The sequence below is a fragment of the Bradyrhizobium sp. CSA112 genome, assembly GCF_029051645.1.
GTDB lineage: Bacteria > Pseudomonadota > Alphaproteobacteria > Rhizobiales > Xanthobacteraceae > Bradyrhizobium.
In genome coordinates this window covers 66189-90929 of the sequence record NZ_JAACFS010000022.1, presented here as the reverse complement: position 1 = coordinate 90929, position 24741 = coordinate 66189, and the positions used below count along the sequence as shown (strand labels likewise).

Here is a 24741-nt window from a genome sequence, read left to right as displayed (position 1 = left end):
ACGATTGCGCTTTGGCGCAATCGTCACTTGTTCAAAAAGTTCAGCGCCAGACCCGGCCGCGCCCAGTCCATCGCGATCAGTTCGCCCTTGCCCGACAGCGTGATGTACGCCGTCTTCAGCTCGGGGCCGCCGAAGGCGATATTGGTAGTGACGCGGTCACCGGTCGGCACCTGCTCGACGAGGGTGCCGTCGGGCGCGATCACCGAGATGCAGCCGGAGACCAGCGTTGCCACGCAGACATTGCCGCCTGCCTCAACCGCCATCGAGTCGAACATCTGGTAGCCGCCGAGGCCTGCGATCGGCTTGCCGCGCTCGCCGCGATAGATCACCTCGCGCGGCTTGATAGTGCCCGGCTCGGAGATCTCATAGGCCCACAGCCGCGCCGTCGGCGTCTCCGCGATGTAGACCGTCTTCTCGTCCGGCGACAGGCCGATGCCGTTGGCGGGCAGCACGCCGTGCACGGCTTCGACGATCTCCTTCATGCCCGGCTTGATGTAGTAGAACGCGCCGACATCCATCTCGCGGGCGCGGCGCTTGCCGAGATCGGAGAACCAGAGGCCGCCGTGCTTGTCGAACACGAGGTCGTTGGGGCCCCGTAGTGCGTGCTCGCCGCATTTGTCGACGACGGTCTCGACCTTGCCGCTCTGCAGATCGATCCGCTGGATCGAGCCGCCGAGGTAATCCTCAGGCTGCGGCCCCGGCATGATCATCTTGCCGGTGGGAATCCAGCTAAAGCCGCCATTGTTGCAGATGTACATCTTGCCGTCTGGCCCGAGCGCCGCGCCATTGGGGCCGCCGGGAATTTCAGCGACCACCTCTTTCCGCCCGTCCGGATAAATCCGTGTCAGCCGCTTGGCCCGGATTTCGACCAGCACCACCGAGCCGTCGGGCATGACGACAGGGCCTTCCGGAAACTCCAGATCGGTGGCGAGAACGCGGATATCGGCCATGAATCCTCCTGGCTTGCTTCTGGCTGCAGGCGGATTTTTGGCTCGATCCCGCACGCGCAACGGTTCTTGTCGCGTTCGTTATGGCAAAGTCGATATCGCTTGCCAAGCAACCGCGGCCGTTCGCGTTGCGCAGGGCAGCATTGCGGTAGGTTTGGTCCGACGCCAGCGTAGGATGGGTAGAGCGCAAGCGAACCCATCAAATCGCGGCCCGCAAGGGATGATGGGTATCGCATCCGCCTTCGCTCTTTGAGCTACGGCGGACAAGTCGCTCCACCCATCCTACGGCTACCCTTTCCTATTCGCGCACCGGAATCCAGATCTCCAGCCCGCCATTGCCCGTGGCGGGATCGAACTTCTCGTCGTATCGCTCGAAGAACGGCGCGTCGGCCGCCTTCATGCCTGATATCGGCAACCAGTGATTCCAGATCGTGTTGACGGTGCGGCGGATGGTAGAGATGTGCTCGGCGTGGGTGAACACCGCGTATTTTGCTTCCGGAATCCGCACGCGCGCAAACTCGCGCGGCAGGTCGGAGAAGTCGGCGACCTCGATGCCGGCGATGTAGTCGAAATTCCCCGCATCGTCGCCGTTGCAGCAGACGCCGTACGCGACCTTGCTGATCCGCGCGGGAATGGCGTCGACCTTCTGGTGAAACCGCTCCCACTGGTTGGGAATGCCTGCACCGGCATTTTCATGCGTGCAGCGCTCGCCGATGCCGGCGATCAGCAACGGCTTGGAGGTTTCGAAACGCGGGGGCTTGAGAGTGTCGAGCAGGGTTGAATCCATGACGATGGGCTCCTGAAGCTTGAGACGATCGAGGCACGTTGCGGCGCGAACCGCTTCGGGCGTGACGCCGAAATGGTCGCGGAACGCACGGGTGAAAGCTTCGTGAGAGCTGTAGTCCGCCTCAAGCGCGAGGCTCAGGATGTCGGGGGCGCCTGCTGCGAGCGCCTGTGCGGCCTTGCTGAGCCGGCGGGCGCGCACATAGCGCATGACCGAAAACCCGGTGGCCGCGGCAAACGCCCGTACCATGTGAAAGCGCGAGACGCCGCCGATGGCAGCGATATCGTCGAGCGTCAATGGCTCGGCGAGATGGCTTTCAATGTACCAGAGCGCTTTCTGGGCCGGATTCATGACCAACAGCTCTCGTGCGAAGCCCCCGCATCATGCCCCGATGCCGCGCGCTTCGCTTGACAGTCCTTGCTCTCAGTTGTTGCCGCGCACCATGGCGCTCATCAAGCCATATCGGGAACCGGCGTTTTTGTTATGATGCCACCCGTTCCGTCGGCACCTCTGGGGGAGCAACCATGCTGATCACCAACGTACGGGCACATCATATCCGCATTCCCTATGACGCGGGGGTCGCGAGTTTCAAACAAGGCGCTTCTGCCATTTCGGCGCTGGAAATCGTCATGATCGAGGTTTCCACCGATGCCGGCATCACCGGCTGGGGCGATGCCTTTGCCTATGTCTGCCCGCGGACGAGCCATACGGCCATCGAGGAGATGATCGCGCCGCAGGCGCAGGGCCTCGAGGTGCCCGAGGCCGCTGATATTCCTGCTTTCATGGAACAGATCCAGCGCAACCTGCATCTATTCGGCCGCTACGGCATCACCATGTTCGCGATATCGGCGCTCGATATCGCCATGTGGGACCTTGCCGCCAAAGCGAAGGGCGTGCCGCTGCACCGGCTGATCGGCGATGCCAGGCGGACGCGGATTCCCGCCTATGCGAGCCTGCTGCGGATCGGCAAGCCCGAGCTGATCGCACGCGAATGCGAGACCGCGCTGCGGCAGGGCTACAAGGCGATCAAATTGCATGAGACCACAACGCCTGCCGTGTTCGCCGCGCGGCGGGCGATCGGCCCCGGCATTCCGCTGATGGTCGACCTGAACTGTCCGCTGAATGGCGAGGATGCGATTGAGTTTGCGCACTCCTGCCGCGACGCCGCGCCGATGTTCCTCGAGGAGCCGGTCTGGCCGCCGGAAGATTTTGCAACGCTGGCCGAGGTGCGAACCAAAGGCGGGCTCAATGTTGCGGCCGGAGAGAATGCCTGCACGGTTCATCAGTTCAGGCAGATGATGCAGGCCGGCGCAGTGAGCCATGCACAACCCTCCGTCATCAAGGTCGGCGGCATCACCGAATATTTGAAGGTCGCAGCGCTAGCCGACGAACTCGGCGTCAGGCTTGCGCCGCACTCACCGTATTTCGGGCCGGGCTTCCTGGCGACGCTGCAGTTGATGTCGCTGCGCGACGACGCGAGCTTCGTCGAGGTGTTCTCTATGAAGCGCGCCGCATGTCTTTGGCGCGGCCGCATCGATGTCGATGCCAATGGCGATGTCGAGGCGCCGCAGGGGCCCGGTATCGGCTATGAACCGGACAAGGCCGTCATGGAGCAATACCGCGTGTCGTGAGGGCGTGACCGCAGCTACTTTGCGCCGTCCTTTGCAGGCGCGGCATCCTTCACCGAGGGCGTTGCGGCCTTCTTCGCATCTTCAGCCGCCTTGTTCTGCGCCGACTGCAGTTCACTAACGACCTTCTGCAAACTCACGACCGCGCCCTTCAGCGCCTCGATCTGCCGGTTGGCGGCGTCAACCTTCTGCTGATGGTCGGCGGTGAGCTTGGTGATCGTCTTCTGCAGGAAGTCGACATTGCTCTGCAGGCAAGAGGTGCGCCGCTCCATGGTTTTTTCCACGGTGCAGATCTCGATGCCGGGAACGTCCTGCGCATGAACGGTCGCCGGCGATGAGACCATCAGCAGCGCGAAAGCGAAAATGATCCTGGCCATCGTGGCAATCATCAAAACTCCTCGCTTCAAAAGCATCTCCCGCACGGGAACATCTATCACGGCAATTTGCGCGAGGCAGGCTCCCGACCCCAGTGATACCATACTGATACCTCATTCAGGCGTTGTGCTTCGCTCCGTTAACGGTGGATAGATTTTGCCGCGAACCTCAAACGGCCGCGGCAGTGGAGATTGATTATATGGCAACGCGTGAAAAGCGGCTGGCGCAGTTCGACGGGAACGGGGACCCGCCGCCGAACCTGCCGGTAGAAGTTCTTTGCGAAGATCACAGCGGAACCTATCAACTGCCCTTCGCCTGCCGCTGGATCGATGGTCAATGGCGCAACGACAGGACCGGCGGCATGGTCGAGGCCACGGTCGTCGGCTGGCGGCTGCCGCGCGCCCGACCTGAAAATGCCGGGGACAGAGCCTGACGAGCCCGCGATTGTGTCAAAATGCGACGATTCGCGTGCGTGTCTTTAAGGTTCGGAACAGCGGTGGAACGAACCGCGCCCGAATCACTGATTTAGCGCCGTACTCCCTTGTTCACGGCTAGATGTCGGCTGCCATCCCAGGCGACGCACCATATCAAGGACCCAAACAATCGGCAGCAGCCAGCGACCGACGACAAGGGTTAATTCCTCGGGAGACGACATAACAGTCACTTCCAGGGAGTGACCGGCGGCACCTTGTCTGTAGCCGGCGGCACATCGACGGTCTTGAAATCGGCGGGGCTTACGATTTCCAGGTATTCCATGTCCTTCGAGTAATCGAACAAATAGTGGGTGATGCCCGGGCGCTGATGAATGACGTCTCCGGCCTCTACCAGGGTCTCTTTGTCCTCATACATGAAGCGCGCCCAGCCCTTGGTCATGATCACGATCTGAAAATCGCATAAGTGCTTGTGCCACCCGGTGCCTTGCTCGGGGGGCAAATCTGGATTGGCTTTGACCAGATGGCAGATCACCTGCCCGCCGGTAGCATCGGCGATGCCGAGATCGCGATACAGGAAGAAGTCGCGCAGACCTCCGCCCGTGAAGTCGGTATCGCCGGGTTTGACGTGAGAGAATTTGCTGACGACGGCGTGCTGATTCATCGAAGCCTCCACGGTTCTTGTTCGCGAGATCGCGACCGTGCGAAGCGCGTCTAAATTTTCGGCAGCGTCGCATCATCGCGTTCACGGCTGCATGTTGCTATGCGAAATCCGCGCCAGCCGCACTGCGCTGCGGCGACAGCGCCGGCATCGGCACACAAAACCGCTTGGTTGGAGACGGGAATCCGGTTTCAGCGGCTTACGGAAAGCGGCCCAACTCCGGGCCGCGCCGGCCATGGCTGGCACCGGCTTGGGCAAAGCCTGCCTGTTGCATGGGCTCGTCAAACGGCCAAGGCCTCGCCAGGCTTGCCTAATATTCGACCTCGAGCTCTTCGATATCGGCAGGCTCAGCCTTGGCGGCCTCGATCCATTCCTGCATCTCGGGCATCGCCATGATGGTACTGGCGTAGGCCGCGAGGGTGGGTTCGAGCTTTACGTCATAGGTCATGAAACGGGTGACGACGGGCGCGTACATCGCATCCGCCATGGTGCGCTCGCCGAACAGGAACGGGCCGCCTGATACCGCGAGGCATTCACGCCAGATGGTGCAGATACGGTCGATATCGGCCTGCGCGCGCGACCAGATCTTGAAGCCCGGGAAATGGCCCTTCAGGTTCACCGGCAGCGAGGCGCGCAGCGTGGTGAACCCCGAATGGATTTCGCCGCAAATCGAGCGGCAATGCGCGCGCCGGATACGGTCCGCCGGCAGCAGGCCGGCGTCCGGCCTGACCTCGTTGAGGTATTCTGCGATCGCCAGCGTATCCCAGATGGTGGCGCCGTCATGGCGCAGGCACGGCACCAGGATCGACGACGACAGCAGCAGGATTTCGGCCCGCGCCGAGGCATCGTCCGGGGCGGTGATGACCTCCTCGAACTCCAGCCCCGAGAATTTCGCCAGCAGCCAGCCGCGCAGCGACCAGGACGAATAATTCTTGCTGGAAATGGTCAGTGTCGTCTTCGCCATATGGCCTTCCCTCGAACCCCCAAGACGCCTTTGCCAGGCAAGGGCGGCCGGCCGCGCCGGCGCCCAATGCCTGTGCGTCGGGCATTTATACAGCAAGCCACGTGCCAGTTTTAGAGGCGGCCAGCCCGGCTCTGGCGTCGATATTGCATGGCATCACGGGACAGGGGCTGATGTGAATGATGTCAATGATGTACCAGGCCTATCAGAACCACATGGACCTGACGTCGCCATGGCGGACCGGGGCGGCATCGGCGCTGAAGTACCTCAACCTCGTGCCGCAGGGCGTCTCCGACAAACTGTTTGGCCGGCTGGCCGCCTCGCTGGAGCTGATCTCGCGCTCCTCCCTCACCTATCACCGGCCCGCCTATGGCATCGACAGCGTGCTGGTCGGCAACCGGGAACTGGAGGTGACCGAGGAAGTCACCTTCGCCACCCCGTTCGGGTCGCTGCTGCATTTCAAGAAAGAGAACTCGCCGGAGCAGCCGCGGCTGCTGCTGGTGGCGCCGATGTCCGGCCATTTCGCGACGCTGCTCCGCGGTACCGTGAAGACGCTGCTGCAGGACCACGACGTCTACATCACCGACTGGCACAATCCGCGCGACATTCCGCTTCATGCCGGCCGGTTCGGGCTGGAGGATTACACCGACCATCTGATCAGCTTCCTCGACAAGATCGGTCCGCGCGCGCACATGGTGGCGATCTGCCAGCCGTCGGTATCAGCGCTGGCTGCGGCCGCGGTCATGTCGGAAGACAACCATCCGGCCCGCCCCGCAACGCTGACCCTGATGGCCGGGCCGATCGACACGCGGATCCAGCCGACCAAGGTCAACGAGTTCGCCAGGAGCAAGCCGATCAACTGGTTCGAAAAAAACCTGATCAATTACGTGCCGGTGCAGTGCAAGGGCGCGTTCCGCAAGGTCTATCCCGGCTTCGTGCAGCTCACCGCCTTCGTATCGATGAATCTCGAGCGCCACATCAAGCAGCATATCGACCTCGCCAATCATCTCGCAAAGGGCGAGAAGGAGAAGGCCGAGGTCATCAAGACCTTCTACGACGAATACTTCGCCGTTATGGATTTACCGGCGGAATTCTACATTGAGACCGTGCGCGACGTGTTTCAGGAGCATCTGTTGCCGCAAGGCAAACTGATGCATCGCGGCCGGCCGGTGAACCCGGCCTCGATCAGGCGCATGGGCCTGATGACGGTCGAAGGCGAAAAGGACGACATCTGCTCGATCGGGCAGACGCTGGCGGCGCAGGACCTCTGCACCGGCGTGCGCGCCTATCGCAAGGTGCATCACATGCAGGCCGGCGTCGGCCATTACGGCGTGTTCTCCGGCAGGCGCTGGAACAACGAGATCTATCCGCTGCTGCGGGATTTCGTGCACGTGAATTCGTGAGATGGATGGTCTGTTCCCTTCGCAACTGAAACAGCCCGTAGCCCGGATGGAGCGCAAGCATAATCCGGGAATCCCTCTGCGTTGAGACCGATCCCGGATTTCGCTGCGCTCCATCCGGGCTACGGCCGCAATGACGGAGAAGCGGCTCTAGCCGCTTCTCCCCTCGCGCGCTAACATCCTCTCAAGACCGACCGTTCAAGAGTCGCCCCGGGGAGAAACCACCATGCGTCTTTCAATCAACCTTCGCGCCTTCACGCTCGCCGTTCTCGGCGTATTCCTGCTGACCGTCACGGCCGGCGCTGCCGAGGTGCGCGTGATGATCTCGGGCGGACTGTCGGCGGCCTACAAGGCGCTGGTTCCTGAATTCGAGCGCAGCACGGGCCACAAGGTCCTGACCGCCTACGGGCCGTCGATGGGCACGACCACCAATGCCATTCCGGTGCGGCTGGAGCGCGGCGAGCCTGCTGATGTCCTCATCATGGTCGGCTATGCGCTCGACGATCTCGCCAGGAAAGGCAAGGTGACCGCCGGCACCAGCGTCGATCTCGTCAAGTCGCCGATCGGCGTCGCCGTGAAGTCGGGCGCGCCGAAGCCGGACATTTCTACGGCGGATGCGCTCAAGCGCGCGCTGCTGGCGGTCAAGACCGTCGCCTATTCCGACAGCGCCAGCGGCGTCTATGTCTCGACCGAGATGTTCGGCAAGCTCGGCATTGCCGACGAGATGAAGGACAAGGCGCGGAAGATTCCGGCTACTCCCGTCGGCGAGATCGTCGCGCGCGGCGAGGCCGAGATCGGCTTCCAGCAAGTCAGCGAATTGAAGTCCGTGGAAGGCATCGACATCGTCGGCCCGCTGCCGGACGCGCTGCAGAAGATCACGGTATTCTCCGCTGGGATCGCCAGCGTCTCGAAGGAGCCAGATGCCGGCAAGGCGCTAATCAAGTTCCTCGCCTCACCCGCGGCGCGTGGCGAGATCGTCAAGAGCGGCTTGGATCCGATCGCGTCGGGCCCGACGAACTAAAGCACCGCAGGTGCCCGAACGGAAAATCGCGAAAACAACCCCATGCAAAGTAGGCTTGCGCCCCGGCTCGCAGCACTCGTATCCCGCAGTCATCGACTTTCAACCTTCAATACGAACGCACGGCTGTTGTCGCGGCGATTAGGTGGCGAAGCCAACCAGCGAACCAAATCCTCGATGGCCGGGCTCTCTACGTTTTTTGTTCGAATTTCTGCGTCTATCCCCAGATAGACCACGATGCCCGGCACGGGCTTCAATTTGGGCAAGTGGTGCAATCGACCATAAACAACACGGAGCCGTTCGCCCGGGTTGGGTAAATCGGCGGTGATGCGCAACATCGACACCTCGCCAGCCGAGATGGTCGGCAAAGGGCCTTTCTTGCTCGACCACAACGTCATTACCGGACCGCTCTGATCAAGGCTGAGTGCGTGGACCACGCCCGGGCACTCCACTTGATGAAGTTCGGGAACAAACGTGAGACCGCCCGATAAAACGGTCCCGGTGACAGGGTCTTTGGAGAAGAAATAAGGCTGGACCCAACTGGTCGGGATGTAGAGATTTGTAGAGCCGAATTGAACAATTCTCACATCTGCAATCGACCCGTCCGCCAGGACCAGGTTTTTACGCTCGGGCAGATCAGGGCAGTTCGGGGGCTTTGGCGGAGAACTCTCCGCAGAAGCCGCGACCATGTTTACGACGCCTGCCATAAACATTACACCGAGCATAATTGTCAGAAGGACCCGCCGATTCACGCGGTCCTCCTTCTGTCCCCTTTTTCGATCGTGGTTGCGGTGATTGTGCACTCAATGGCTCCCCGTGCCTTTGCTGATCGTTCAGGCTTTTAATCTTTCGACCCAGCCTTGTTTCATGCGATCCCATATTTCGCCCTGAATTTTTTCAGCACGCGCTGCGCTAGGAGGATGCATGGTGCCGGCAAGGTGATCCATTCATTGCCGCTCTCCGGCAACGCATCCAGCCGCCATGCACCATCCCGCCAAAGCTTGCTCAGGACTATCGTCATGGAGATAACGTCAGCCTGCTCCTTGAATATCTGCACGATCCTGTCAGGCATCGTCCGCACGATCTCGTCGGATTCGGCTTCCAGATCGCGCTCTTCTATTTCCGCCAGCGACTCGAAGTCCTCTTTCCAGAAATAGCCGGCGACCATCGTTGGACCGATCTTGTCGGTCCAACGGTACTGATCGCCCACCGGCTCCAGATAACCCGCTTCGGCAAGCATCCGCGCGGCGTTGCGGTGTATCTCCAGGCAGTCAAACGGCTGGCGGCCGGTAGGCATCGGCGGGTCGCCATATCCGCAAACGACCCCCAGATAGGCTTCCAGCAATTCTGCAAAGCGTGGGTCATCTTTCCCGACACGCCCTGCCAGATATTTCGGCATCGCATCGGCATCCATCGTCAAGGCGTGCTGGCAGTACCAGGTCTCGCCCGGCCTATCCGCCCGCGGGACGGGCGCGAGCAGCCCGAACTTCGTCAACGCGACCGTCGCTGCTTCGAATGCCGACATTGAGTAGTGATAGAAGGTCGCGCCCTTGCATCCAGGAGCGCCATCCTGGCTATGCTTGGTCACATGGCGCGCGATTGAGGCGGCAAGCTCACCGCAGAGCCGGCCTTCGACATCACCTGTCTCTACCATGTCGCCACCCCCTTCATGCGGGATGTACACCCGATTGGTCGCCGGAAGATAAAACTAGACGTCGCACCTACGGGTTGCAAACGACCATCAGGAGCGAGCCCTAACGTTTCATGAAGGGAGGAGAGTGATCTGCTGCAGTTGGGCTCTCGAGCCATAAAGGCAAACGCCGGATTGTCGCGCTCGCCCGATCTCGCATTCGTCAGGTAAAGTGCCGTTAAGGATTTTTGAAAGGGTATCGGCGTCGGCCCCGGCAGGATGAGACAAAATGATCGGATGGGGCGGCAGGCAAATCCACTTCGATACCGACATGGATCCGATCGCAGCGAATTGAGCCGTCATCGCCCGGCTCGACCGGGCGGTCCAGTACGCCGCGGCGCACATTGTGAAAAAACTAGCTACACGGCGTACTGGATGCCCCGCCGGAGCCTGTCATCGGGCGCGCATTCGCGCGACCCGTTGGCGGAGCATGACGGCGGAGCTACCGATGCATGCCGTGCTGAATCGCCAGCAGCACGATCACGGCCAGCGCCAGCACAACCGTTGTACTTTTCCAGAACAACAGCGGGTTGCGCTCGATCAGCGGCGTCCGTGACGTCGAGAGATAGTTCGCGTTGGGATGACGCAGGTCGAACAGGAACTCCGAAAAACTGTCATAGCGCTTGTATGGATTGGGATGCACGGCCTTCTCCAGCGTCCCGTCGATCCATTGCGGCACGTCGCGATCGCCATGCGAGGCCGGACGGTAGACCAGCCTGTTGAACTGCGACCTGGTTCGCGCGTTCGCGATCTGCGCGCCGTAGGGCAGCTTTCCGGTCAGCATCTGATAGGTGATGACACCGAGCGAGAACAGGTCGGAGCGCGGGGTCGCCGGCTCGCCGAGAAAATATTCCGGCGCGGTGTATTGCTGCGTGCCGAGAATATCGTTGCGCATGCCTGATGGCTCGGCCTCGACGACGCCGGTGATCCTGGTCGAACCGAAATCGATGATCTTCACCGTGCCGGTGGCGTCGATCATGATGTTGTCGGGCCTGATGTCCTGGTGCAGCATCTCCTTGCGGTGGAAGGCGCGCAGCCCCTTGGCGATTTGCTCGACGATGCCGCGCACGGTCTCCAGGCCGGGCTTCGGATTGTCGATCATCCATTGCGTCAGCGTCTGGCCGTCGATGTATTCGGTCGCGACATAGAGGAAGTTGCGCTTGCGCTGCAGCAGGCAGGGCTTCAGCACATGTGGGCTGTCGATCCGCCGCGCCACCCACTCCTCCATCATGAACCGCTTCAAGTAAGCGGGATCGTCGCGCAGATCGATCGACGGAATTTTGATGGTGACGACGGCATCGGTTTCGATGTCGACGGCGAGATAGATGTGGCTCCGGCTGGAGCCGTGCAGTTCGCGGACGATCCGGTAGCCATCGAAAACCGCCCGCGCCTCGAGCAGCGGCGGCAGCGGCAGCTCACGCGGCTGGGCGAACACTTCGGCTGCGGCGCCGTCAGGCACCTCGTCGACGCGGACGATCTGGACGGTTAGATTGTCCTCGCTGCCGGCTTCAAAAGCCTGGTCGACAATCGCCTTGGCGGCCGCGTCGAGATCGGCCATGTTTTCGTTCACCGCCTTTGCAATGCGGCGGGCGCTAAGATGCTCGTAGATGCCGTCGGTCGCCAGCACAAAGACGTCGCCCGGCTCGAGCCGCAGCATCTGATAGTCGATCTCGATCTGCGGATTTACGCCGAGCGCCCGGCCGAGATAGCTCTGCTGCGAGGAGATGACGATGCGGTGGTCGTTGGTGAGCTGCTCCAGCGTGTTGCCGGAGAGACGATAGATGCGGGAATCGCCGATGTGAAAGAGATGCGCCGTGGTCGACTTGATGACCATGGCGGAGAGCGTACAGACGTAACCGCGGTCCTTATCATAGGCATACTGGCTGCGCGTCTGCGAATGCAGCCAGGAATTGGTCGCCTCCAGCACGCGCTGCGCCGAGGTGCGCACCGACCAGGATTCCGAGGTGCAGTAATAGTCGGTCAAAAACCCCTTGACCGCCGATTCCGCGGCGACCCGGCTGACCTTGCTCGTGCTGATGCCGTCGGCCAGCACGATGGAAATGCCCTTGAGGCTGAGCAGCGGCTCGTCCGGGATCAGGACGCCATGGAAATCCTGGTTGGTTTCCTTGGCTCCCTTATCGGAAAACTGTCCGACCGATATTTTCAGCTCGCGCGGCATTCCCGGCTTTCGCGACAATGGGCCTCTCCCCTTGTGAGGAGAGGCCCATCCTCATCTTGAGATCAAGCGGCAATGCGCGAGGACGGCCGCGAAGATGCCGCAGCCGATGCGCTGCGCGACGGGCCGGTCTTGATGTGAGTGGCGTAAAGCGTGAGCCCGGTGAAAGCGAGGCCGCCGACGAGGTTGCCGACGACGGTCGGGATCTCGTTCCAGATGATGTAGTCCCACCAGGTGAACTTGCCGCCGAGCAAAAGGCCGGAAGGGAACAGGAACATGTTCACGATGGAATGCTCGAAGGTCATGAAGAAGAACAGCATGATCGGCATCCACATCGCGATCACCTTGCCGCTGACGTGCGTGGAGATCATCGCGCCCACGACGCCGGCGGAAACCATCCAGTTGCAGAGCATGCCGCGGATGAACAGCGTCAGCATGCCGGCCGCGCCATGGTTGGCATAGCCGACGGTGCGGCTCTCGCCGATGGTGCCGATCACCTGGCCGACCTTGTCCGGTGGCTGCGACCAGCCGAAGGTGAACACGATCGCCATCATGACGGCGACCGTGAAGGCGCCGGCGAAGTTTCCGATGAAGACGAGGCCCCAGTTGCGCAGCACGCCGCCAAGCGTCACGCCCGGGCGCTTGTCGATCAGCGCCAGCGGCGCCAGCACGAACACGCCGGTGAGCAGGTCAAAGCCGAGCAGATACAGCATGCAGAAGCCGACCGGGAACAGCGCGGCGCCGACGATCGGCACGCCGGTCTGCACGTTGATGGTGATCGCAAACGCCGCGGCAAGCGCGAGGATCGCTCCGGCCATGTAGGCGCGGATGACCGTATCGCGCGTCGACATGAAGATTTTGGATTCTCCGGCGTCGACCATCTTGGTCACGAATTCAGAAGGCGCGAGATAGGCCATTCCAGTTCCCCTTTCGAGACAACGTTGAAGCGCGCCGGATGCTGCGCAGCCGTGCACCGATTAAGTGAAAAATCTTGCCGTCCTCGTGCGCGACAAATCCCGCGCCGCCTTTGAACGGCACAGAACGACGCGGGCTCACGCCCGATCAGGAACTGGAGATGCACGAGCTATCGTGAGGTGGTCCTGAAGACTGCTCGAAGCGCCTCACGCGAGGCCGCTTGATCCCAACGCCTTCGGCCAACGCTGGCCTTGGCAATCCGAAAGGACGGCAGTCGTCATTGACTGAGACAGGATTAAGCAATCGATGTGCCAACCGGAAATCCGGCCGCGGGGCCGGAAAAGCGCGTATTTCTACGTGGTTATGGCCCTATCGCGCCGTGCTCTGATTGAGGCGGATGCCTTGTATTTGTGCAGTTGCACATATGTTAGCGCCTGCTGCAGCGGCTCGTCACAAACTCGCTGTCGTCCCGGACAAGCGAGCACAGCGAGTGCCGATCCGGGACCCATAGCCACAGGACAAAGTTTTGCGAACGCTGGCGCCCCAGCGTCTTCCAACAACTCAATCCTGTGGTTATGGGTCCCTGCGTTCGCAGGGACGACAGCGGAGCAAGCTTCTACTTCGTCTGCGTCCGCACCGGCCGATCCTTCAGGCCGTTATTGTCATAGGCCTTGCGTAACGTGCCGTTGGCGATCGCTTCGTTCAGAAACTTCTCCGCAAACGCCAGCGACAGCGGATGATTGAGCGGCACCGCGACCGCCGTCACGGTCTGCTTGAAGGTTTCGTCCAGCACGCGCGTGCCTGGGATCTGCTTTGCCATCGCGTTGAGCTGGTCGCGCGATAGCGCGAACGCGTCGATCTCGCCGCTTTTGAGCAGGCCGAAGATTTCGTCGTAGGTCTGGTAGCCCGTGACTTTGGCGTTCTTCAAATGCGCGATCGCGCCGCGCATCGTGGTCGTATTGTTGACGGCGGCGACCTTGATTCCGGGCTGATCGAGCGCCTGGAAATTCGTGACCTGTGAACCTGGCTTGACGATGTAGGTCGCGTCCGCAACCTCATAGATCGGCCCGAATGACATTCTGCCCTCGCGTTCGGGATCCTTCGGCAGGAAGGTGATGTCCCAGGTGCCCTTCGACGCCGCATCGACGATCTGCCCGGAATTGTTGTGCGCGACATATTCGACGGGGACGCCAAGTTGCTCCGCCATCGCCTTGCCGAGATCGACCGGCACGCCGGCATAGCCGGTCTCTGTCTTGGTCGACCAGAACGCGCCACCGGCCGGACTGATCGCAATCGCCACCCGCAGCTTGCCGGTCGGTGCAATCTCATCCTTCAAGGCGTCTGCGGCCGCGGGCGCATTCATCATCATCGTTAATCCCAGAAAGAGACCGGCCTTTCCCGGCGAGAATTGATTGAACATCGACCGCTCCTTCCCCAGCCCGCGGCTGGCGTCGCGCTCCCCCTTTTGCGGATGATCAGCGCTTCTTCTTTGTCGCAGCGGCGCCTTTTTGTGCCGCCGCAGCCGGCGTTGCCGGTTCGGCCGTTTCAAACTTTCCGACCGCAATGATCTGGACGCGCGCATTGGCCGGCGAAGCCGGGCGATTGACGTCTTGTAGCTGCTCCTCGCCGAGTCCAAGTGCCTGAAGCCGTTTCGGCGATACCTTGAAGGTGTTCACCAGGACATCCCGGACCGATTCCGCGCGCCGCTGGCTCAGGATCAGATTGTGGTCGCGCCGGCCAGCGGATTCGACATGATCGACGATCAGATAGCGGTAGGGCCGCAATTTCGGATCGGTCAATGCGTCGGCGATGCTGCCCATCGTCTGATAGGAGGCCGGCCGGATCAGCGAGGAGTCCTGGTCGAACACGATGTCGAAACGGACTTGCGGAAGTTTCGTCAGTTGCGGCGCGATCGGCGGCCGCTTCTGCGGCTGCGCATCCGCTCTTGCCTTGATCCGGTCGGCAGCCTGTTGGCGCAAGGCAGGCAGGTCGAGATCGGCCTCGGCTTCAACGGCAAGCTTCTCGATAATGTCTGCCGTCGAGGTAGCCGCCGTTTGCGCGTGCGCCGCTGCCACCGGCAAGGCAAACAGGGCCAAGACGCCCAGCAAGAGACCGATGCCGCGCAGCTTTCTTCCCCAAAGCATCAGCGATACCCCGCAGCGCTGATCGCCTTGTTGCAGTTCGGGGTCGCCTTCTTGGTTGAATCCAAAAGACACTGTATCCCCTTGACGGGATCGTACCGAACCTCACCGCACAGCTTGTTCAATTCCCAATTGCACAGTTTTACAAGCGAGGTGCGCGCGGTAATGCGCTGCTGGATGGCGCCGAGGGCCTGAGGATAATCGGTCTTGCACTTCGCCGAGACCACGTCCTGGTTGCGGCCCAGGCACTCCTTCAGGCGCGTCGCGTCGAAATTGACGCCGCGGCAGTTGTCATCGATGTCCTTGCCACAGCTCGCGGCCAGCATGGCCCCGGCCTCCTCGAACTTCATGGTCTGCGCCGCTGCCAGCGAAGGCACCGACATCGCAATTATGAACAGGAAAAGCCGGATTCGGGTCATGCCCGCACCTCACACAAGGAGGGTAGCTATGGTCAAGTGCTCTGTTGGATTTAGCTACGTTACCCCTGAGCTATTGCGCCGCAGCAAATCGTCGCGGGTAGCCCAGACGCGCACGATATGACGAGCTTGCCAGGCTGGGAAATGCCCTCAGCCCGCCGGCACCATGACAGGGTGACGACACCATGAGTTCGACCGCCGCGCTTCCGGCGTCCTTCGCCTACGGCGCGCTCGGCGCCGCCGGCACCCTGATCTCCCGCGGCAGGATGATCGCAGCCACGATCACCAGCAGGCAGAGCGCGCCGAACGTCTGCAGCATGGTGACGAAGCCGCCCTGCTCGTAGAGCCACGCCACCAAGCCGACGGAGGCGCCGGCCGCGGTGAAGCCGACGAAGTAGCGCACCGAATAGGCGCGCGAGCGCCATTCCTCGGTGGTGTATTTGCCAACCATGGCGTCGTTGACGGTGACCTGGCCGAACGCGCCCATCACGATGCCGATGGAGGCGATGATCAGCGGCAGGTTCGACAGCGTCGCCGCGAAATACATAAACGGCGCCAGCAAAAACGACAGCGGCAGCATCACGGTCTTGAGCGAATAATGGTCGATCAACTTGCCGATGGTATACTGCGTCATCGCGCCGAAGACATAGACGCTGGCCGCGATGACCCCGAGCAACGCCGGGCTGGTGGTCATGCCGGCCAGCCGCTCCGCAAACAGTTTCGGCATCGCCACGGTGATGGCGTTGAACGTGGTGGATATCGCGATCACCACGATCAGCAGCGCCAGGAACACCCGCCACATGTCCTGCTTCGCCACGCGCGCCTGCGCCGCCGCCTGCCTGGTGCCGGTTCGATCCTCATGCACCACCATCTGCGCGAAGGTCACGCCGATCAGCATGGTGACCACGCCCGGGATGATGAAGGCCCAGCGCCAGCCGAGATATTGCCCGATCACACCGGTGACCAGGGCCGAGGACGCCACGCCGAGATTGCCCCAGACGCCGTTCAGGCCCATCTCGCGGCCGAGCTTTTCGGCATAGGACACGATCATCGCGGTGCCGACGGGATGGTAGATCGAGGCGAACAGGCCGATTGCGAGCAGCGCGGCGCCGAGCTGCAGCGACGTTTGCACGAAGCCGACCGCGATCATCGACGCGCCGATGCCGAGGAAGAAAATCACCATCATGTGGCGGCGGCTCCAGCGGTCGCCGAGCCAGCCGGTGATGAGCGAGCCCGCGCCAAAGGCGACGAAGCCGGGGGTGGCGTAAGGCAGCAATTCCGAATAGGCCATGCCGAGCGCCGGGCCCATGATGATGACGGCGGCGGCGAAAATCAGCATCGAATAATGGTCGATGAAGTGGGCGGCGTTGACGAAGGTAATCACCCGGCTTGGGCTGTTCCTTGGGCTGTTCATGGTCGATTCCCGAATCCCGCAATTTTCAGAAATGGGTTATACGGGGTTGTCCTGACGGGATGTCGCCAATGAATATCGCCGAAAAGCCAATTGCCGCCATTATCGGGCGCCGCATCTCGACCGGCGACGGCATCCACATGATCGCCAACAGCTACAAAAAGGGCGTCCGGCTCGATACCCACATGCACCGCGAGGCGCAACTGGTCTATGCGGCGAAGGGAACGATGCAGGTGACGACGCCGAAGGGCCGTTGGTTGGTGCCGCCGGATCGCGCGGTGTGGGTCCCCGCGCTATCGGAACATGCGATCGACGTGCTCGCCGACATCGAAATGCGGACGCTCTACTTTGAGCTCGATTGGCTGCAGCGCGAGGCGCGCAGCCACAGCTTAGATGCGGAATTCGTGGTGCGGGTATCGCCGCTCCTGCATCAGGCGATTCTCGCTTTGTTCGACGATCGCAGCAATCGTGAGCGAACCGCCCTTCTGCTGCAACTCGCGATGATGGAGCTGGACCGGGCCGAGGATTCCGCGACCTTCATCCCGCTGCCGAGTGAGCCGCGCTGCCGGCGCGCCGCCGACATCGTGCTATCAGACCCGACTGCCGACCACGAGATCGAGAGCCTGGCGAGCGAAGTCGGCACCTCGGTGCGGACGCTGTCGCGGCTGTTCTCGTCGGAGACACAATTGAGCTTCAAGAGCTGGTGCCAGCGCGCCCGGATTGCGGCGGCCATCGAGAAGCTGTCGACGGACGCCGGCGTCTCGGTCAAGCAGCTCGCCTCGGATCTGGGCTATGCCAGCGTGCCCGCGTTTTCCCATGCCTTCCGGCAGGTTACCGGAAAAACGCCGACGGAATTTGCCGGGAAGGAGTGAGGCGATGACATTGACGACATTGTATTGACGTCATTACCCGCGAAGGCGGGTAATCCAGTATTCCAGAGGCGGCGATGATCAGTCGATAGGCCGCGGCGTACTGGATGCCCCGCATACGCGGGGCATGACGACCAGGTGATCTTGATTGTGATCGGCATAATTCTAAATTCCGTTTAAGGTTCGTAACACCCCGCTGGATTCGACCCGCCACATGGCCAATGCCTTCTTCTCCGACCTTCTCGCGACGATATCAGAACGCGGCCGCACCCTGCTTCGGCGGGCCGGACCGTCCAACGACGGCCAGGACGCTTCGGAGCTGATCGAGTTATGTGAAGCGCTGCTGTCGGGCCGCGGCGAAGCCTCCGGCACCGCGATGGCGCGCGAGGTGCTTGATCGCTACCACGATCTCGACGCCGCCGGCCGGCTCACCTTCTTCGAAACGCTGGCCCGCAACTTCGGTCCCGACCGCGAGAAGCTGTCGCAGGCGATCGAGAGCTGGCGCAGCCAGCCAAACGACAGCGATGCCAGCGATCTTCACTTTGCTTCCGAGCCGCTCCGGCAGGAGCTGATCCGCCGGCTCAACCGCGCGCCGGGCGGCACCAGCGAGTTGGTGGCGATGCGCGCCGACCTGCTTTCCCTGATGAAGGGCAACAAGGACTTGGCCGCGCTCGACCGCGACGTCGTGCATCTATTATCTTCTTGGTTCAACAGGGGATTTCTCGTGCTACGCAGGATCGACTGGTCGACGCCAGCGAACATTTTGGAACAGATCATCCGTTATGAAGCCGTGCACGAAATCCGCGACTGGAACGATTTGCGCCGCCGCATCGACCCGGTCGATCGCCGCTGCTACGCCTTCTTCCATCCCCAGCTCAACGACGAACCGCTGATCTTCGTCGAAGTCGCGCTGACCGAGACGATCCCGACCGCAATCGCGCCGCTGCTCGCCGCCGATCGGCAGCCGGTGCCGATCGAACGCGCGCGCACCGCCGTGTTCTATTCGATTTCGAATACGCAAAAAGGGCTTGGCGGCATTTCCTTCGGCAGCTTCTTGATCAAACAGGTGGTCGAGGAATTGCGGCGCGAATTGCCGAAGCTCGATACGTTCATCACGCTGTCGCCGGTGCCGGGCTTCATGCAATGGCTGAAGAAGGCCGACGACGTTCCGGTCACGGCCGAAGAACGGACGCTGCTGGAAAGCCTCGACAGGCCGGACTGGTTCGAGGATGCGGAATTGACTTCGCAGTTGCGCGCCGTGCTGGAGCCGATGGCCGCGTACTACTTCCTCAAGGCCCGCACATCAAAAGGCCGGCTGATCGACTCGGTGGCGCGCTTCCATATCGGCAACGGCGCGCGGCTGGAGAAGATCAACTGGCTCGGCGACCTGTCGCCGAAGGGCCTGCGCGAATCCGCAGGGATCATGGTCAATTACCTCTATCGCCTCGAAGACATCGAGAAAAACCACGAGGCCTACGCCAACCAGGGCGACATCGCCGCGTCCAGCGCCGTGAAGAAACTGCTCAAGGCGGAAGGCCGGCGGCTGTTGGATATGCGATTGTCGTAGCCCGGCGAGGAATTCACTCGCCGCTCGATTGGAAGTCATGGCGCAATGGCCGATGACGCCGCCTCTCCCCGGCCGACACGCCCCGCCGAGCGGATCGACGCCATCGACGTGTTGCGAGGCCTTGCCTTGCTCGGCGTTGTCGCGATCAACGTCGTCAATGAATTTCGCGTCTCGATCTTCGAACAATTTCTTTCTCGGAAGCCTTCGACAGCGCCGATCGACAGCGCCGTCGAAACGATCTTGACGCTGGCCGTCGAGATGAAGGCACTTGCGCTGTTTTCGCTCCTGTTCGGCGCAGGTCTGGCCATTCAGTTCGATCGGCTTGCGAACAGCGAGCGTCGCGCGTCGCTCCTCGTGCGGCGGCTCGTCGTACTGCTGGCATTCGGACTGATTCACCTCTGCCTGATCTGGAACGGCGATATTCTCACCGAGTATGCTCTCGCTGGATTGTTCGTCCTGCCGTTCCTGTTTGGCCCGCGCTGGCTACTGGCCGCCGCCGCACCAGCGTTTCTTGTGCTCTATCTTGCGATGCAGGCGGCTCCGCCGGATGGATTGTTTCCCAGTACGGCCACGGTCACGCAGCACATCGAGGATGCCACCCGCATCTATGCGACAGGCGGCTTCCTCGATGTGCTGGCGTTCCGGCTCCGCGAAATTCCGCTTATCGTTCCACTGCACGCCTTTGTTTTTCCGCGCACGATCGGGCTGTTTCTTCTCGGCGCGCTCGCCTGGCGTACCGGCATTCTACAAAGCCCGCCCCGGCGCCTGCTGTCGGTCGGCGCCCCCTGTACCGGCCTTGGCGCGGCATTGATCCTTGCCGGCGCCGACGCTCTCGGCACCATCCTGCTGGCGCTGGGTTATGGGGCGGTCATCATCGGCATCGCCCATCTCGAGAGCGGAAAGAAGCTGCTCGGCTGGGCCGCACCGTTAGGGCGCATGGCATTCACCAACTACCTCATGCAATCCCTGATCCTTGGCTGGATCTTTTATGGCTATGGTCTCGGCCTGTTCGGGCGCCTCGGCGTCACCAGCGCGCTGGCCATCGGCGTTGCCGTCTATATCGGACAGGTGTTTTTCAGCGCCCGGTGGCTGCGGCGTTACCGATACGGTCCGGTCGAGTGGCTGTGGCGCACGCTGATGTATGGTGTGCCGCAACCGATGTTGCATTCACCGATTGAGGCCGTGCGATGACGATTGTCTGGACCGACGACTGCGCTGACGTGGACTGGCATGAACTTGAGGCGCTGTATCGGGCGGCGCCGCTTGGCAACAAGAACGCTGATGATCTCGAGGTGGTCTTCGGCAACAGCATGTTCTGCTGCCTGGCCCGCGACAACGGCCGGCTGGTCGGCGCCGGCCGGGTTTTGGCTGACGGCCGCGATTGCGCCTATCTTTGCGACGTCGCGGTTCTACCGAGCCATCAGGGAACCGGTCTCGGAAAACAGATTATCGAACGACTCCTCGCCAAATCGCAGGGACATGCGAAGATCATCCTGTATTCGGTCGCTGGCCGCGAGCCGCTTTATGCGAAGTTTGGCTTCCTGCGGATGAAGACGGCCATGGCGATTTTCAGGAACCGACCATCAGCGATCGACAAGGGGCTGTTGTCCGAGAACTGATCGTGAGCCGGCGATCCCGTCGTACCGCCTCTCGTCATGCCCGCGCAGGCGGGCATCCAGTACCCGCTGAGGCCAGTCACAGAATCGAGAGGCCGCGGCGTACTGGATCGTCCGCTTTCGCGGACGATGACAGCATGTGTCACGCCGCCAGCGCCTTCATCTCCGCATAGAGATCGGCCTTCCCCTCAAAGCCGATGCCGGGCAGATCCGGCATGGTGATATGGCCGTTCTCGACACGCACGCCGTCCGGGAAGCCGCCATAGGGCTGGAACAGGTCGGGATAGCTCTCATTGCCGCCGAGCCCGAGGCCGGCCGCAATGTTGAGCGACATCTGGTGGCCACCGTGGGGAATGCAGCGGCTCGGCGACCAGCCGTGCGTCTTCAGCACCGCCAGCGTGCGCTGGTATTCGCACAGACCATAGGACAGCGCGCAATCGAATTGCAGCCAGTCGCGATCGGGGCGCATGCCGCCATAGCGGATCAAATTCCTCGCGTCCTGATGGCTGAATAGATTCTCGCCCGTCGCCATTGGTGCCGGATAGAATTCGGCGAGCGCGGCCTGCAGCGCGAAGTCGAGCGGATCGCCGGCCTCCTCGTACCAGAACAGCGGATATTCCCGCAGCATCTTGGCATAGGCGATCGCTGTCTCCAGATCGAAGCGGCCGTTGGCGTCGACGGCGAGTTGCGCGTCGTTGCCGATCTCCTTCAGCACCGCTTCGATGCGCTCGCGGTCCTCCGCGATCGGCGCGCCGCCGATCTTCATCTTGACGACATTGTAGCCGCGGTCGAGATAGCCGCGCATTTCGCCGCGCAGCGCTGACAGATCCTTGCCGGGATAATAATAGCCGCCGGCAGCATAGACGAAGACGCGTGGATTGGCCTTAAGGCCATGGCGCTCGGCAAGCAGCCGGAACAGCGGCTTGCCCGCGATCTTCGCCACCGCGTCCCACACCGCCATGTCGATGGTGCCGACGGCGACCGAACGCTCGCCATGGCCGCCCGGTTTTTCGTTCGCCATCATCGCCGCCCAGACCTTGTCCGGGTCGAGATTGCCGCCATCGGCATCGAGCAGCGTTTTTGGATCGGCCTCCTTGAGCCGCGGCGCAAAGCGTTCGCGGATCAGCCCGCCCTGCCCGTAGCGGCCATTGGAATTGAAGCCGTAACCGACCACGCGCTTGCCGTCGCGCACGGCGTCGGTGACGACGGCGACCAGGCTCGTCGTCATTTTGGTGAAGTCGATATAGGCGTTGCGGATCGGCGAGGAGATCGGTTTTGTGATTTCGCAGACGTCGACGATACGGACGGACATGGTTTGGACCTTCAAAGAATTCGCATCAATAGGAGGCAACTGCCCCCCACCGTCATTGCGAGGAGCGAAGCGACGAAGCAATCCATCGAGCCCACGCATGCCGAGGTATGGATTGCTTCGCTTCGCTCGCAATGACGAAGGAGAGACCTCCTCAGGACCTTGGCTTATCGCGGAAATACGGCTCGACCGGGCCGTGCACCTTGATGGTCAGCGGGTTGCCGTAGCGGTCCTTGGCGTTGCCGGCGGTGACGCGCACCCAGCCCTCGCTGATGCAATACTCCTCGACATTGGTCTTTTCGACGCCCTTGAAGCGAATGCCGACGTCGCGCGCGAGGATCTCGGCATTGTAGTACGGGCTGTTCGGATCGACCGAGAGACGGTCGGGAAATTCGTCGTTCGTCGCTTTGTTGCTCTCGCTCACAGCAGTGCCTCGATTTCTCTTCGTATTGCTTCGGGCGTAGCGGTCGGCGCGTAACGCCCGACCACCTTGCCCGACCGGTCGACCAGGAATTTCGTGAAATTCCATTTGATCGACGAACCCAATAGTCCCGATTTCGCGTTCTTCAAATGGTTGAACAACGGATGCGCATGGCTGCCGTTGACGTCAATCTTGGCGAACATCGGAAACGTCACGTCATACTTGCTTTCGCAGAATTCCTCGATCTGCCTGGCGTCGCCCGGCTCCTGCCCGCCGAACTGGTTGCAAGGAAAGCCGAGCACCGAAAAGCCACGCGGCGCAAGTTCGCGTTGCAATTGCTCCAGCCCCTTGTACTGCGGCGTGAACCCGCAGGCGCTCGCAGTATTGACGATCAGGAGCACCTGACCCTCGAACCGCTTCAGCGGAACCTGTTCGCCGGCGAGCGATTGCGCCGTGAAATCATAAACGCCTGGCATCGTGGTCTCGTTCAAGTCAGCCGGCCGGATCGATCGCCGCGGACGGCGTTCCGCCGGCTTCAATCGCCTCGCCCGCGGCAAGGCACAGGTCCTCGCGGTAACGCCCGGAAACCAATTGCACGCCAACGGGAACGCGCCCCACCAGTCCGGTCGAAACCGTTAGCCCGGGCAGCCCCATGAAGGGAATGGCGATCTGCGGCAATTGCGCATGCCAGACACGCGCAAACGACGCCTCGTCTTTGCAGTCGAGCTGATCGGGGAATGGCAATTCGCCTGATACCGGCATCAGCAGCACGGCATAGTTTTCGAAGAACGCCAGCCATTCGCGCGTCAGCGTCGCGCGCCGCGTCAACGCCTTGGACAGGTCGAACGGATGCACCTTGGCGCGGTTGCCGCGCAGGCAGGCCAGCGCGCCGGGATCGCCTTCGCGCTCGGCGGCTTCCAGTTGCGCCTCATAGCCATCGCCGAGCCAGAGTTTTGTTTGCAAATCGGCGGCCTCGCGCAGCGGCGGTGTGTTGGCGATTTCCTCGACGGTCCAACCCGCGCGCTCGAGCCGCTTGCCGGCATCGGCAACCGCTGCCTTCACTTCGGGGACGGGATCGAGTCCATCCGGGTTGAGACACATCGCGACGCGCTTCGGCACCGCCGGCCCTTCGAGCGGCGCCGGCACCCACCAGGGATCGCGATAATCCCTGGCCGACATCGCGGCCAGCGCGATCCTGATATCGCCGATTGTGCGCGCCAGCGGGCCCGAGACGGCGCTGATCTGTGGCCCGATCGGCCGTTCCGGGAGCGCTGCGTTGAACGCCGCGATGCGTCCCATGGTCGGCCGCAAGCCATGCACGCCGCAGGCATAAGCCGGATAGCGGATCGATCCTGCAATGTCGGTGCCGTGCGCGATATGCCCGATACCGGCCGCGACCGCCGCCCCCGCACCGCCGGACGAGCCGCCGGGCGTGATGCCGGGGTCACGGGGATTCTTGGTGTCGCCATGAATGAGGTTGGTGGTGAACCAGCGATAGGAAAATGCTGGGCAATTGGTGCGCCCCAGAATGACGGCGCCGGCTTTGCGCAGATTGTCGATCACCGGGCTGTTGCTTTTTGCGATGGCGTCGCGCTGCAGCTTCAGCCCGTTGGTGGTGGCAAAGCCTTGCTGGTCGATATTGACTTTCACCGTCACCGGCACACCGCCAAGAGGACCGGTGTCTTCGCCGCGCCCGATCGCGGCATCGACGGCGGAAGCCTGCGCCAGGACTTCATCGGGTTTGTGATCGACGACGGCATTGATTTTGGGATTAACCGCGTCCAGCCGCGCCAGCGCCGCGGTCGCCGCCTCCTTGGCCGAGACTTTTTTCGACCTGATCAGCGAGGCCATTTCCGCAGCCGACAGGCGCCATAGATCTTGCATGCAAAACTCCATCCGATTGCCGCCCTTGTAACGCCGGGCGCAGGGCAACGCCAGCGGGGGAGTTTGCGGCGAGCGAGCTACGCTCCCTCTCCCCGTTCTTCACGGGGAGAGGGCTGGGGTG

The 24741-nt window shown here is 62.1% G+C and carries 25 protein-coding genes; 8 read left to right on the top strand and 17 right to left on the bottom strand.

Features of this window, described 5'->3' with window-relative positions; all coding sequences use genetic code 11:
* Positions 1-23: 23 nt before the first annotated feature.
* Together GWE18_RS28195 and GWE18_RS28190 are read right to left on the bottom strand one after the other, a co-directional pair.
* Positions 24-950, bottom strand: a complete 927-nt coding sequence (locus GWE18_RS28195) for an SMP-30/gluconolactonase/LRE family protein (RefSeq protein ID WP_275188956.1) — start codon at positions 948-950, stop codon at positions 24-26.
* A gap of 295 nt (positions 951-1245) precedes the next feature.
* On the bottom strand, positions 1246-2082 hold the full coding sequence (locus GWE18_RS28190; RefSeq protein ID WP_275188955.1) for an AraC family transcriptional regulator: 837 nt from the start codon (positions 2080-2082) through the stop codon (positions 1246-1248).
* A 173-nt stretch (positions 2083-2255) separates the two neighbouring features.
* Between GWE18_RS28190 and GWE18_RS28185 the strand changes: the two genes are divergently transcribed.
* Positions 2256-3362: a mandelate racemase/muconate lactonizing enzyme family protein gene (locus GWE18_RS28185; protein ID WP_275188954.1), complete on the top strand. Its 1107-nt coding sequence runs from the start codon at positions 2256-2258 to the stop codon at positions 3360-3362.
* Positions 3363-3376: 14 nt separating this feature from the next.
* Here GWE18_RS28185 and GWE18_RS28180 read toward each other — a convergent pair whose 3' ends face one another.
* Positions 3377-3736 (bottom strand): hypothetical protein, encoded by a 360-nt coding sequence (locus GWE18_RS28180; RefSeq protein ID WP_275188996.1) that lies wholly within the window; start codon positions 3734-3736, stop codon positions 3377-3379.
* A gap of 197 nt (positions 3737-3933) precedes the next feature.
* Between GWE18_RS28180 and GWE18_RS28175 the strand changes: the two genes are divergently transcribed.
* Positions 3934-4167 carry a hypothetical protein gene (locus GWE18_RS28175; protein ID WP_275188953.1) on the top strand — a complete coding sequence of 78 codons (234 nt, stop codon included), beginning with the start codon at positions 3934-3936 and terminating at the stop codon, positions 4165-4167.
* Between the two features lie 227 nt (positions 4168-4394).
* On the opposite strand, the gene GWE18_RS28170 is transcribed toward GWE18_RS28175, so the two are convergent.
* Together GWE18_RS28170 and GWE18_RS28165 are read right to left on the bottom strand one after the other, a co-directional pair.
* Positions 4395-4829, bottom strand: coding sequence for a cupin domain-containing protein (locus GWE18_RS28170; RefSeq protein ID WP_275188952.1), 435 nt, complete (start codon positions 4827-4829; stop codon positions 4395-4397).
* A 307-nt stretch (positions 4830-5136) separates the two neighbouring features.
* Complete coding sequence (locus GWE18_RS28165) at positions 5137-5790, bottom strand: glutathione S-transferase family protein (RefSeq protein WP_275188951.1); 654 nt, start codon at positions 5788-5790, stop codon at positions 5137-5139.
* Between the two features lie 176 nt (positions 5791-5966).
* Between GWE18_RS28165 and phaZ the strand changes: the two genes are divergently transcribed.
* Together phaZ and GWE18_RS28155 are read left to right on the top strand one after the other, a co-directional pair.
* On the top strand, positions 5967-7190 hold the full coding sequence (phaZ, locus tag GWE18_RS28160; RefSeq protein ID WP_275188950.1) for a polyhydroxyalkanoate depolymerase: 1224 nt from the start codon (positions 5967-5969) through the stop codon (positions 7188-7190).
* A 223-nt stretch (positions 7191-7413) separates the two neighbouring features.
* Complete coding sequence (locus GWE18_RS28155; RefSeq protein ID WP_275188948.1) at positions 7414-8208, top strand: substrate-binding domain-containing protein; 795 nt, start codon at positions 7414-7416, stop codon at positions 8206-8208.
* Between the two features lie 89 nt (positions 8209-8297).
* Here GWE18_RS28155 and GWE18_RS28150 read toward each other — a convergent pair whose 3' ends face one another.
* From GWE18_RS28150 to GWE18_RS28115, 8 genes are all read right to left on the bottom strand, one after another.
* Positions 8298-8957 (bottom strand): hypothetical protein, encoded by a 660-nt coding sequence (locus tag GWE18_RS28150; protein ID WP_275188947.1) that lies wholly within the window; start codon positions 8955-8957, stop codon positions 8298-8300.
* 113 nt (positions 8958-9070) lie between these two features.
* Positions 9071-9889 carry a hypothetical protein gene (locus tag GWE18_RS28145; protein ID WP_275188946.1) on the bottom strand — a complete coding sequence of 273 codons (819 nt, stop codon included), beginning with the start codon at positions 9887-9889 and terminating at the stop codon, positions 9071-9073.
* A 448-nt stretch (positions 9890-10337) separates the two neighbouring features.
* Positions 10338-12074, bottom strand: a complete 1737-nt coding sequence (locus tag GWE18_RS28140; protein ID WP_275188995.1) for a bifunctional protein-serine/threonine kinase/phosphatase — start codon at positions 12072-12074, stop codon at positions 10338-10340.
* Positions 12075-12136: 62 nt separating this feature from the next.
* On the bottom strand, positions 12137-12988 hold the full coding sequence (locus GWE18_RS28135; protein WP_275188945.1) for a formate/nitrite transporter family protein: 852 nt from the start codon (positions 12986-12988) through the stop codon (positions 12137-12139).
* A gap of 614 nt (positions 12989-13602) precedes the next feature.
* The gene (locus GWE18_RS28130) at positions 13603-14355 is read right to left on the bottom strand and encodes a transporter substrate-binding domain-containing protein (RefSeq protein WP_275188994.1); all 753 of its coding nucleotides are present in this window, start codon (positions 14353-14355) and stop codon (positions 13603-13605) included.
* Positions 14356-14461: 106 nt separating this feature from the next.
* A complete protein-coding gene (locus GWE18_RS28125; RefSeq protein WP_275188944.1) occupies positions 14462-15130 on the bottom strand; it encodes an OmpA family protein in 669 nt (222 codons plus the stop codon).
* Positions 15130-15510, bottom strand: coding sequence for a hypothetical protein (locus GWE18_RS28120; protein ID WP_275188943.1), 381 nt, complete (start codon positions 15508-15510; stop codon positions 15130-15132). Before GWE18_RS28120 ends, GWE18_RS28125 begins: the two co-directional genes overlap by 1 nt.
* A gap of 253 nt (positions 15511-15763) precedes the next feature.
* A complete protein-coding gene (locus tag GWE18_RS28115) occupies positions 15764-16957 on the bottom strand; it encodes an MFS transporter (protein WP_275188941.1) in 1194 nt (397 codons plus the stop codon).
* 68 nt (positions 16958-17025) lie between these two features.
* On the opposite strand from GWE18_RS28115, the gene GWE18_RS28110 reads away from it, so the two are divergent.
* The 4 genes from GWE18_RS28110 (at position 17026) to GWE18_RS28095 (ending at position 21009) form a co-directional block, all read left to right on the top strand.
* Complete coding sequence (locus tag GWE18_RS28110) at positions 17026-17826, top strand: helix-turn-helix transcriptional regulator (RefSeq protein ID WP_275188940.1); 801 nt, start codon at positions 17026-17028, stop codon at positions 17824-17826.
* Between the two features lie 211 nt (positions 17827-18037).
* On the top strand, positions 18038-19390 hold the full coding sequence (locus GWE18_RS28105) for a malonyl-CoA decarboxylase (protein WP_275188939.1): 1353 nt from the start codon (positions 18038-18040) through the stop codon (positions 19388-19390).
* Positions 19391-19435: 45 nt separating this feature from the next.
* Entirely contained in the window at positions 19436-20581 is a 1146-nt protein-coding gene (locus tag GWE18_RS28100) for a DUF418 domain-containing protein (RefSeq protein WP_275188938.1), read from the top strand.
* Complete coding sequence (locus GWE18_RS28095) at positions 20578-21009, top strand: GNAT family N-acetyltransferase (RefSeq protein ID WP_275188937.1); 432 nt, start codon at positions 20578-20580, stop codon at positions 21007-21009. Before GWE18_RS28100 ends, GWE18_RS28095 begins: the two co-directional genes overlap by 4 nt.
* A 139-nt stretch (positions 21010-21148) precedes the next feature.
* On the opposite strand, the gene GWE18_RS28090 is transcribed toward GWE18_RS28095, so the two are convergent.
* The 4 genes from GWE18_RS28090 to GWE18_RS28075 form a co-directional block, all read right to left on the bottom strand.
* Entirely contained in the window at positions 21149-22318 is a 1170-nt protein-coding gene (locus GWE18_RS28090; protein WP_275188936.1) for a mandelate racemase/muconate lactonizing enzyme family protein, read from the bottom strand.
* Between the two features lie 151 nt (positions 22319-22469).
* Entirely contained in the window at positions 22470-22739 is a 270-nt protein-coding gene (locus GWE18_RS28085) for a DUF3297 family protein (protein ID WP_275188935.1), read from the bottom strand.
* Positions 22736-23212, bottom strand: a complete 477-nt coding sequence (locus tag GWE18_RS28080) for a glutathione peroxidase (protein WP_275188934.1) — start codon at positions 23210-23212, stop codon at positions 22736-22738. Before GWE18_RS28080 ends, GWE18_RS28085 begins: the two co-directional genes overlap by 4 nt.
* Before the next feature lie 16 nt (positions 23213-23228).
* Positions 23229-24620 (bottom strand): amidase family protein, encoded by a 1392-nt coding sequence (locus GWE18_RS28075; protein WP_275188933.1) that lies wholly within the window; start codon positions 24618-24620, stop codon positions 23229-23231.
* Between the last annotated feature and the right edge of the window lie 121 nt (positions 24621-24741).

Bases quoted from the DNA above. Each gene is read 5' to 3' on its own strand.
- GWE18_RS28135 (WP_275188945.1), bottom strand. From the start codon at position 12,988: ATGGCCTATCTCGCGCCTTCTGAATTCGTGACCAAGATGGTCGACGCC.
- GWE18_RS28120 (WP_275188943.1), bottom strand. From the start codon at position 15,510: ATGTCGGTGCCTTCGCTGGCAGCGGCGCAGACCATGAAGTTCGAGGAG.
- GWE18_RS28130 (WP_275188994.1), bottom strand. From the start codon at position 14,355: ATGATGATGAATGCGCCCGCGGCCGCAGACGCCTTGAAGGATGAGATT.
- GWE18_RS28110 (WP_275188940.1), top strand. From the start codon at position 17,026: ATGAATATCGCCGAAAAGCCAATTGCCGCCATTATCGGGCGCCGCATC.
- GWE18_RS28175 (WP_275188953.1), top strand. From the start codon at position 3,934: ATGGCAACGCGTGAAAAGCGGCTGGCGCAGTTCGACGGGAACGGGGAC.
- GWE18_RS28080 (WP_275188934.1), bottom strand. From the start codon at position 23,212: ATGCCAGGCGTTTATGATTTCACGGCGCAATCGCTCGCCGGCGAACAG.
- GWE18_RS28185 (WP_275188954.1), top strand. From the start codon at position 2,256: ATGCTGATCACCAACGTACGGGCACATCATATCCGCATTCCCTATGAC.
- GWE18_RS28105 (WP_275188939.1), top strand. From the start codon at position 18,038: ATGGCCAATGCCTTCTTCTCCGACCTTCTCGCGACGATATCAGAACGC.
- phaZ (WP_275188950.1), top strand. From the start codon at position 5,967: ATGATGTCAATGATGTACCAGGCCTATCAGAACCACATGGACCTGACG.
- GWE18_RS28090 (WP_275188936.1), bottom strand. From the start codon at position 22,318: ATGTCCGTCCGTATCGTCGACGTCTGCGAAATCACAAAACCGATCTCC.
- GWE18_RS28180 (WP_275188996.1), bottom strand. From the start codon at position 3,736: ATGGCCAGGATCATTTTCGCTTTCGCGCTGCTGATGGTCTCATCGCCG.
- GWE18_RS28155 (WP_275188948.1), top strand. From the start codon at position 7,414: ATGCGTCTTTCAATCAACCTTCGCGCCTTCACGCTCGCCGTTCTCGGC.
- GWE18_RS28075 (WP_275188933.1), bottom strand. From the start codon at position 24,620: ATGCAAGATCTATGGCGCCTGTCGGCTGCGGAAATGGCCTCGCTGATC.
- GWE18_RS28195 (WP_275188956.1), bottom strand. From the start codon at position 950: ATGGCCGATATCCGCGTTCTCGCCACCGATCTGGAGTTTCCGGAAGGC.
- GWE18_RS28100 (WP_275188938.1), top strand. From the start codon at position 19,436: ATGGCCGATGACGCCGCCTCTCCCCGGCCGACACGCCCCGCCGAGCGG.
- GWE18_RS28190 (WP_275188955.1), bottom strand. From the start codon at position 2,082: ATGAATCCGGCCCAGAAAGCGCTCTGGTACATTGAAAGCCATCTCGCC.
- GWE18_RS28125 (WP_275188944.1), bottom strand. From the start codon at position 15,130: ATGCTTTGGGGAAGAAAGCTGCGCGGCATCGGTCTCTTGCTGGGCGTC.
- GWE18_RS28165 (WP_275188951.1), bottom strand. From the start codon at position 5,790: ATGGCGAAGACGACACTGACCATTTCCAGCAAGAATTATTCGTCCTGG.
- GWE18_RS28140 (WP_275188995.1), bottom strand. From the start codon at position 12,074: ATGCCGCGCGAGCTGAAAATATCGGTCGGACAGTTTTCCGATAAGGGA.
- GWE18_RS28095 (WP_275188937.1), top strand. From the start codon at position 20,578: ATGACGATTGTCTGGACCGACGACTGCGCTGACGTGGACTGGCATGAA.
- GWE18_RS28115 (WP_275188941.1), bottom strand. From the start codon at position 16,957: ATGAACAGCCCAAGGAACAGCCCAAGCCGGGTGATTACCTTCGTCAAC.
- GWE18_RS28170 (WP_275188952.1), bottom strand. From the start codon at position 4,829: ATGAATCAGCACGCCGTCGTCAGCAAATTCTCTCACGTCAAACCCGGC.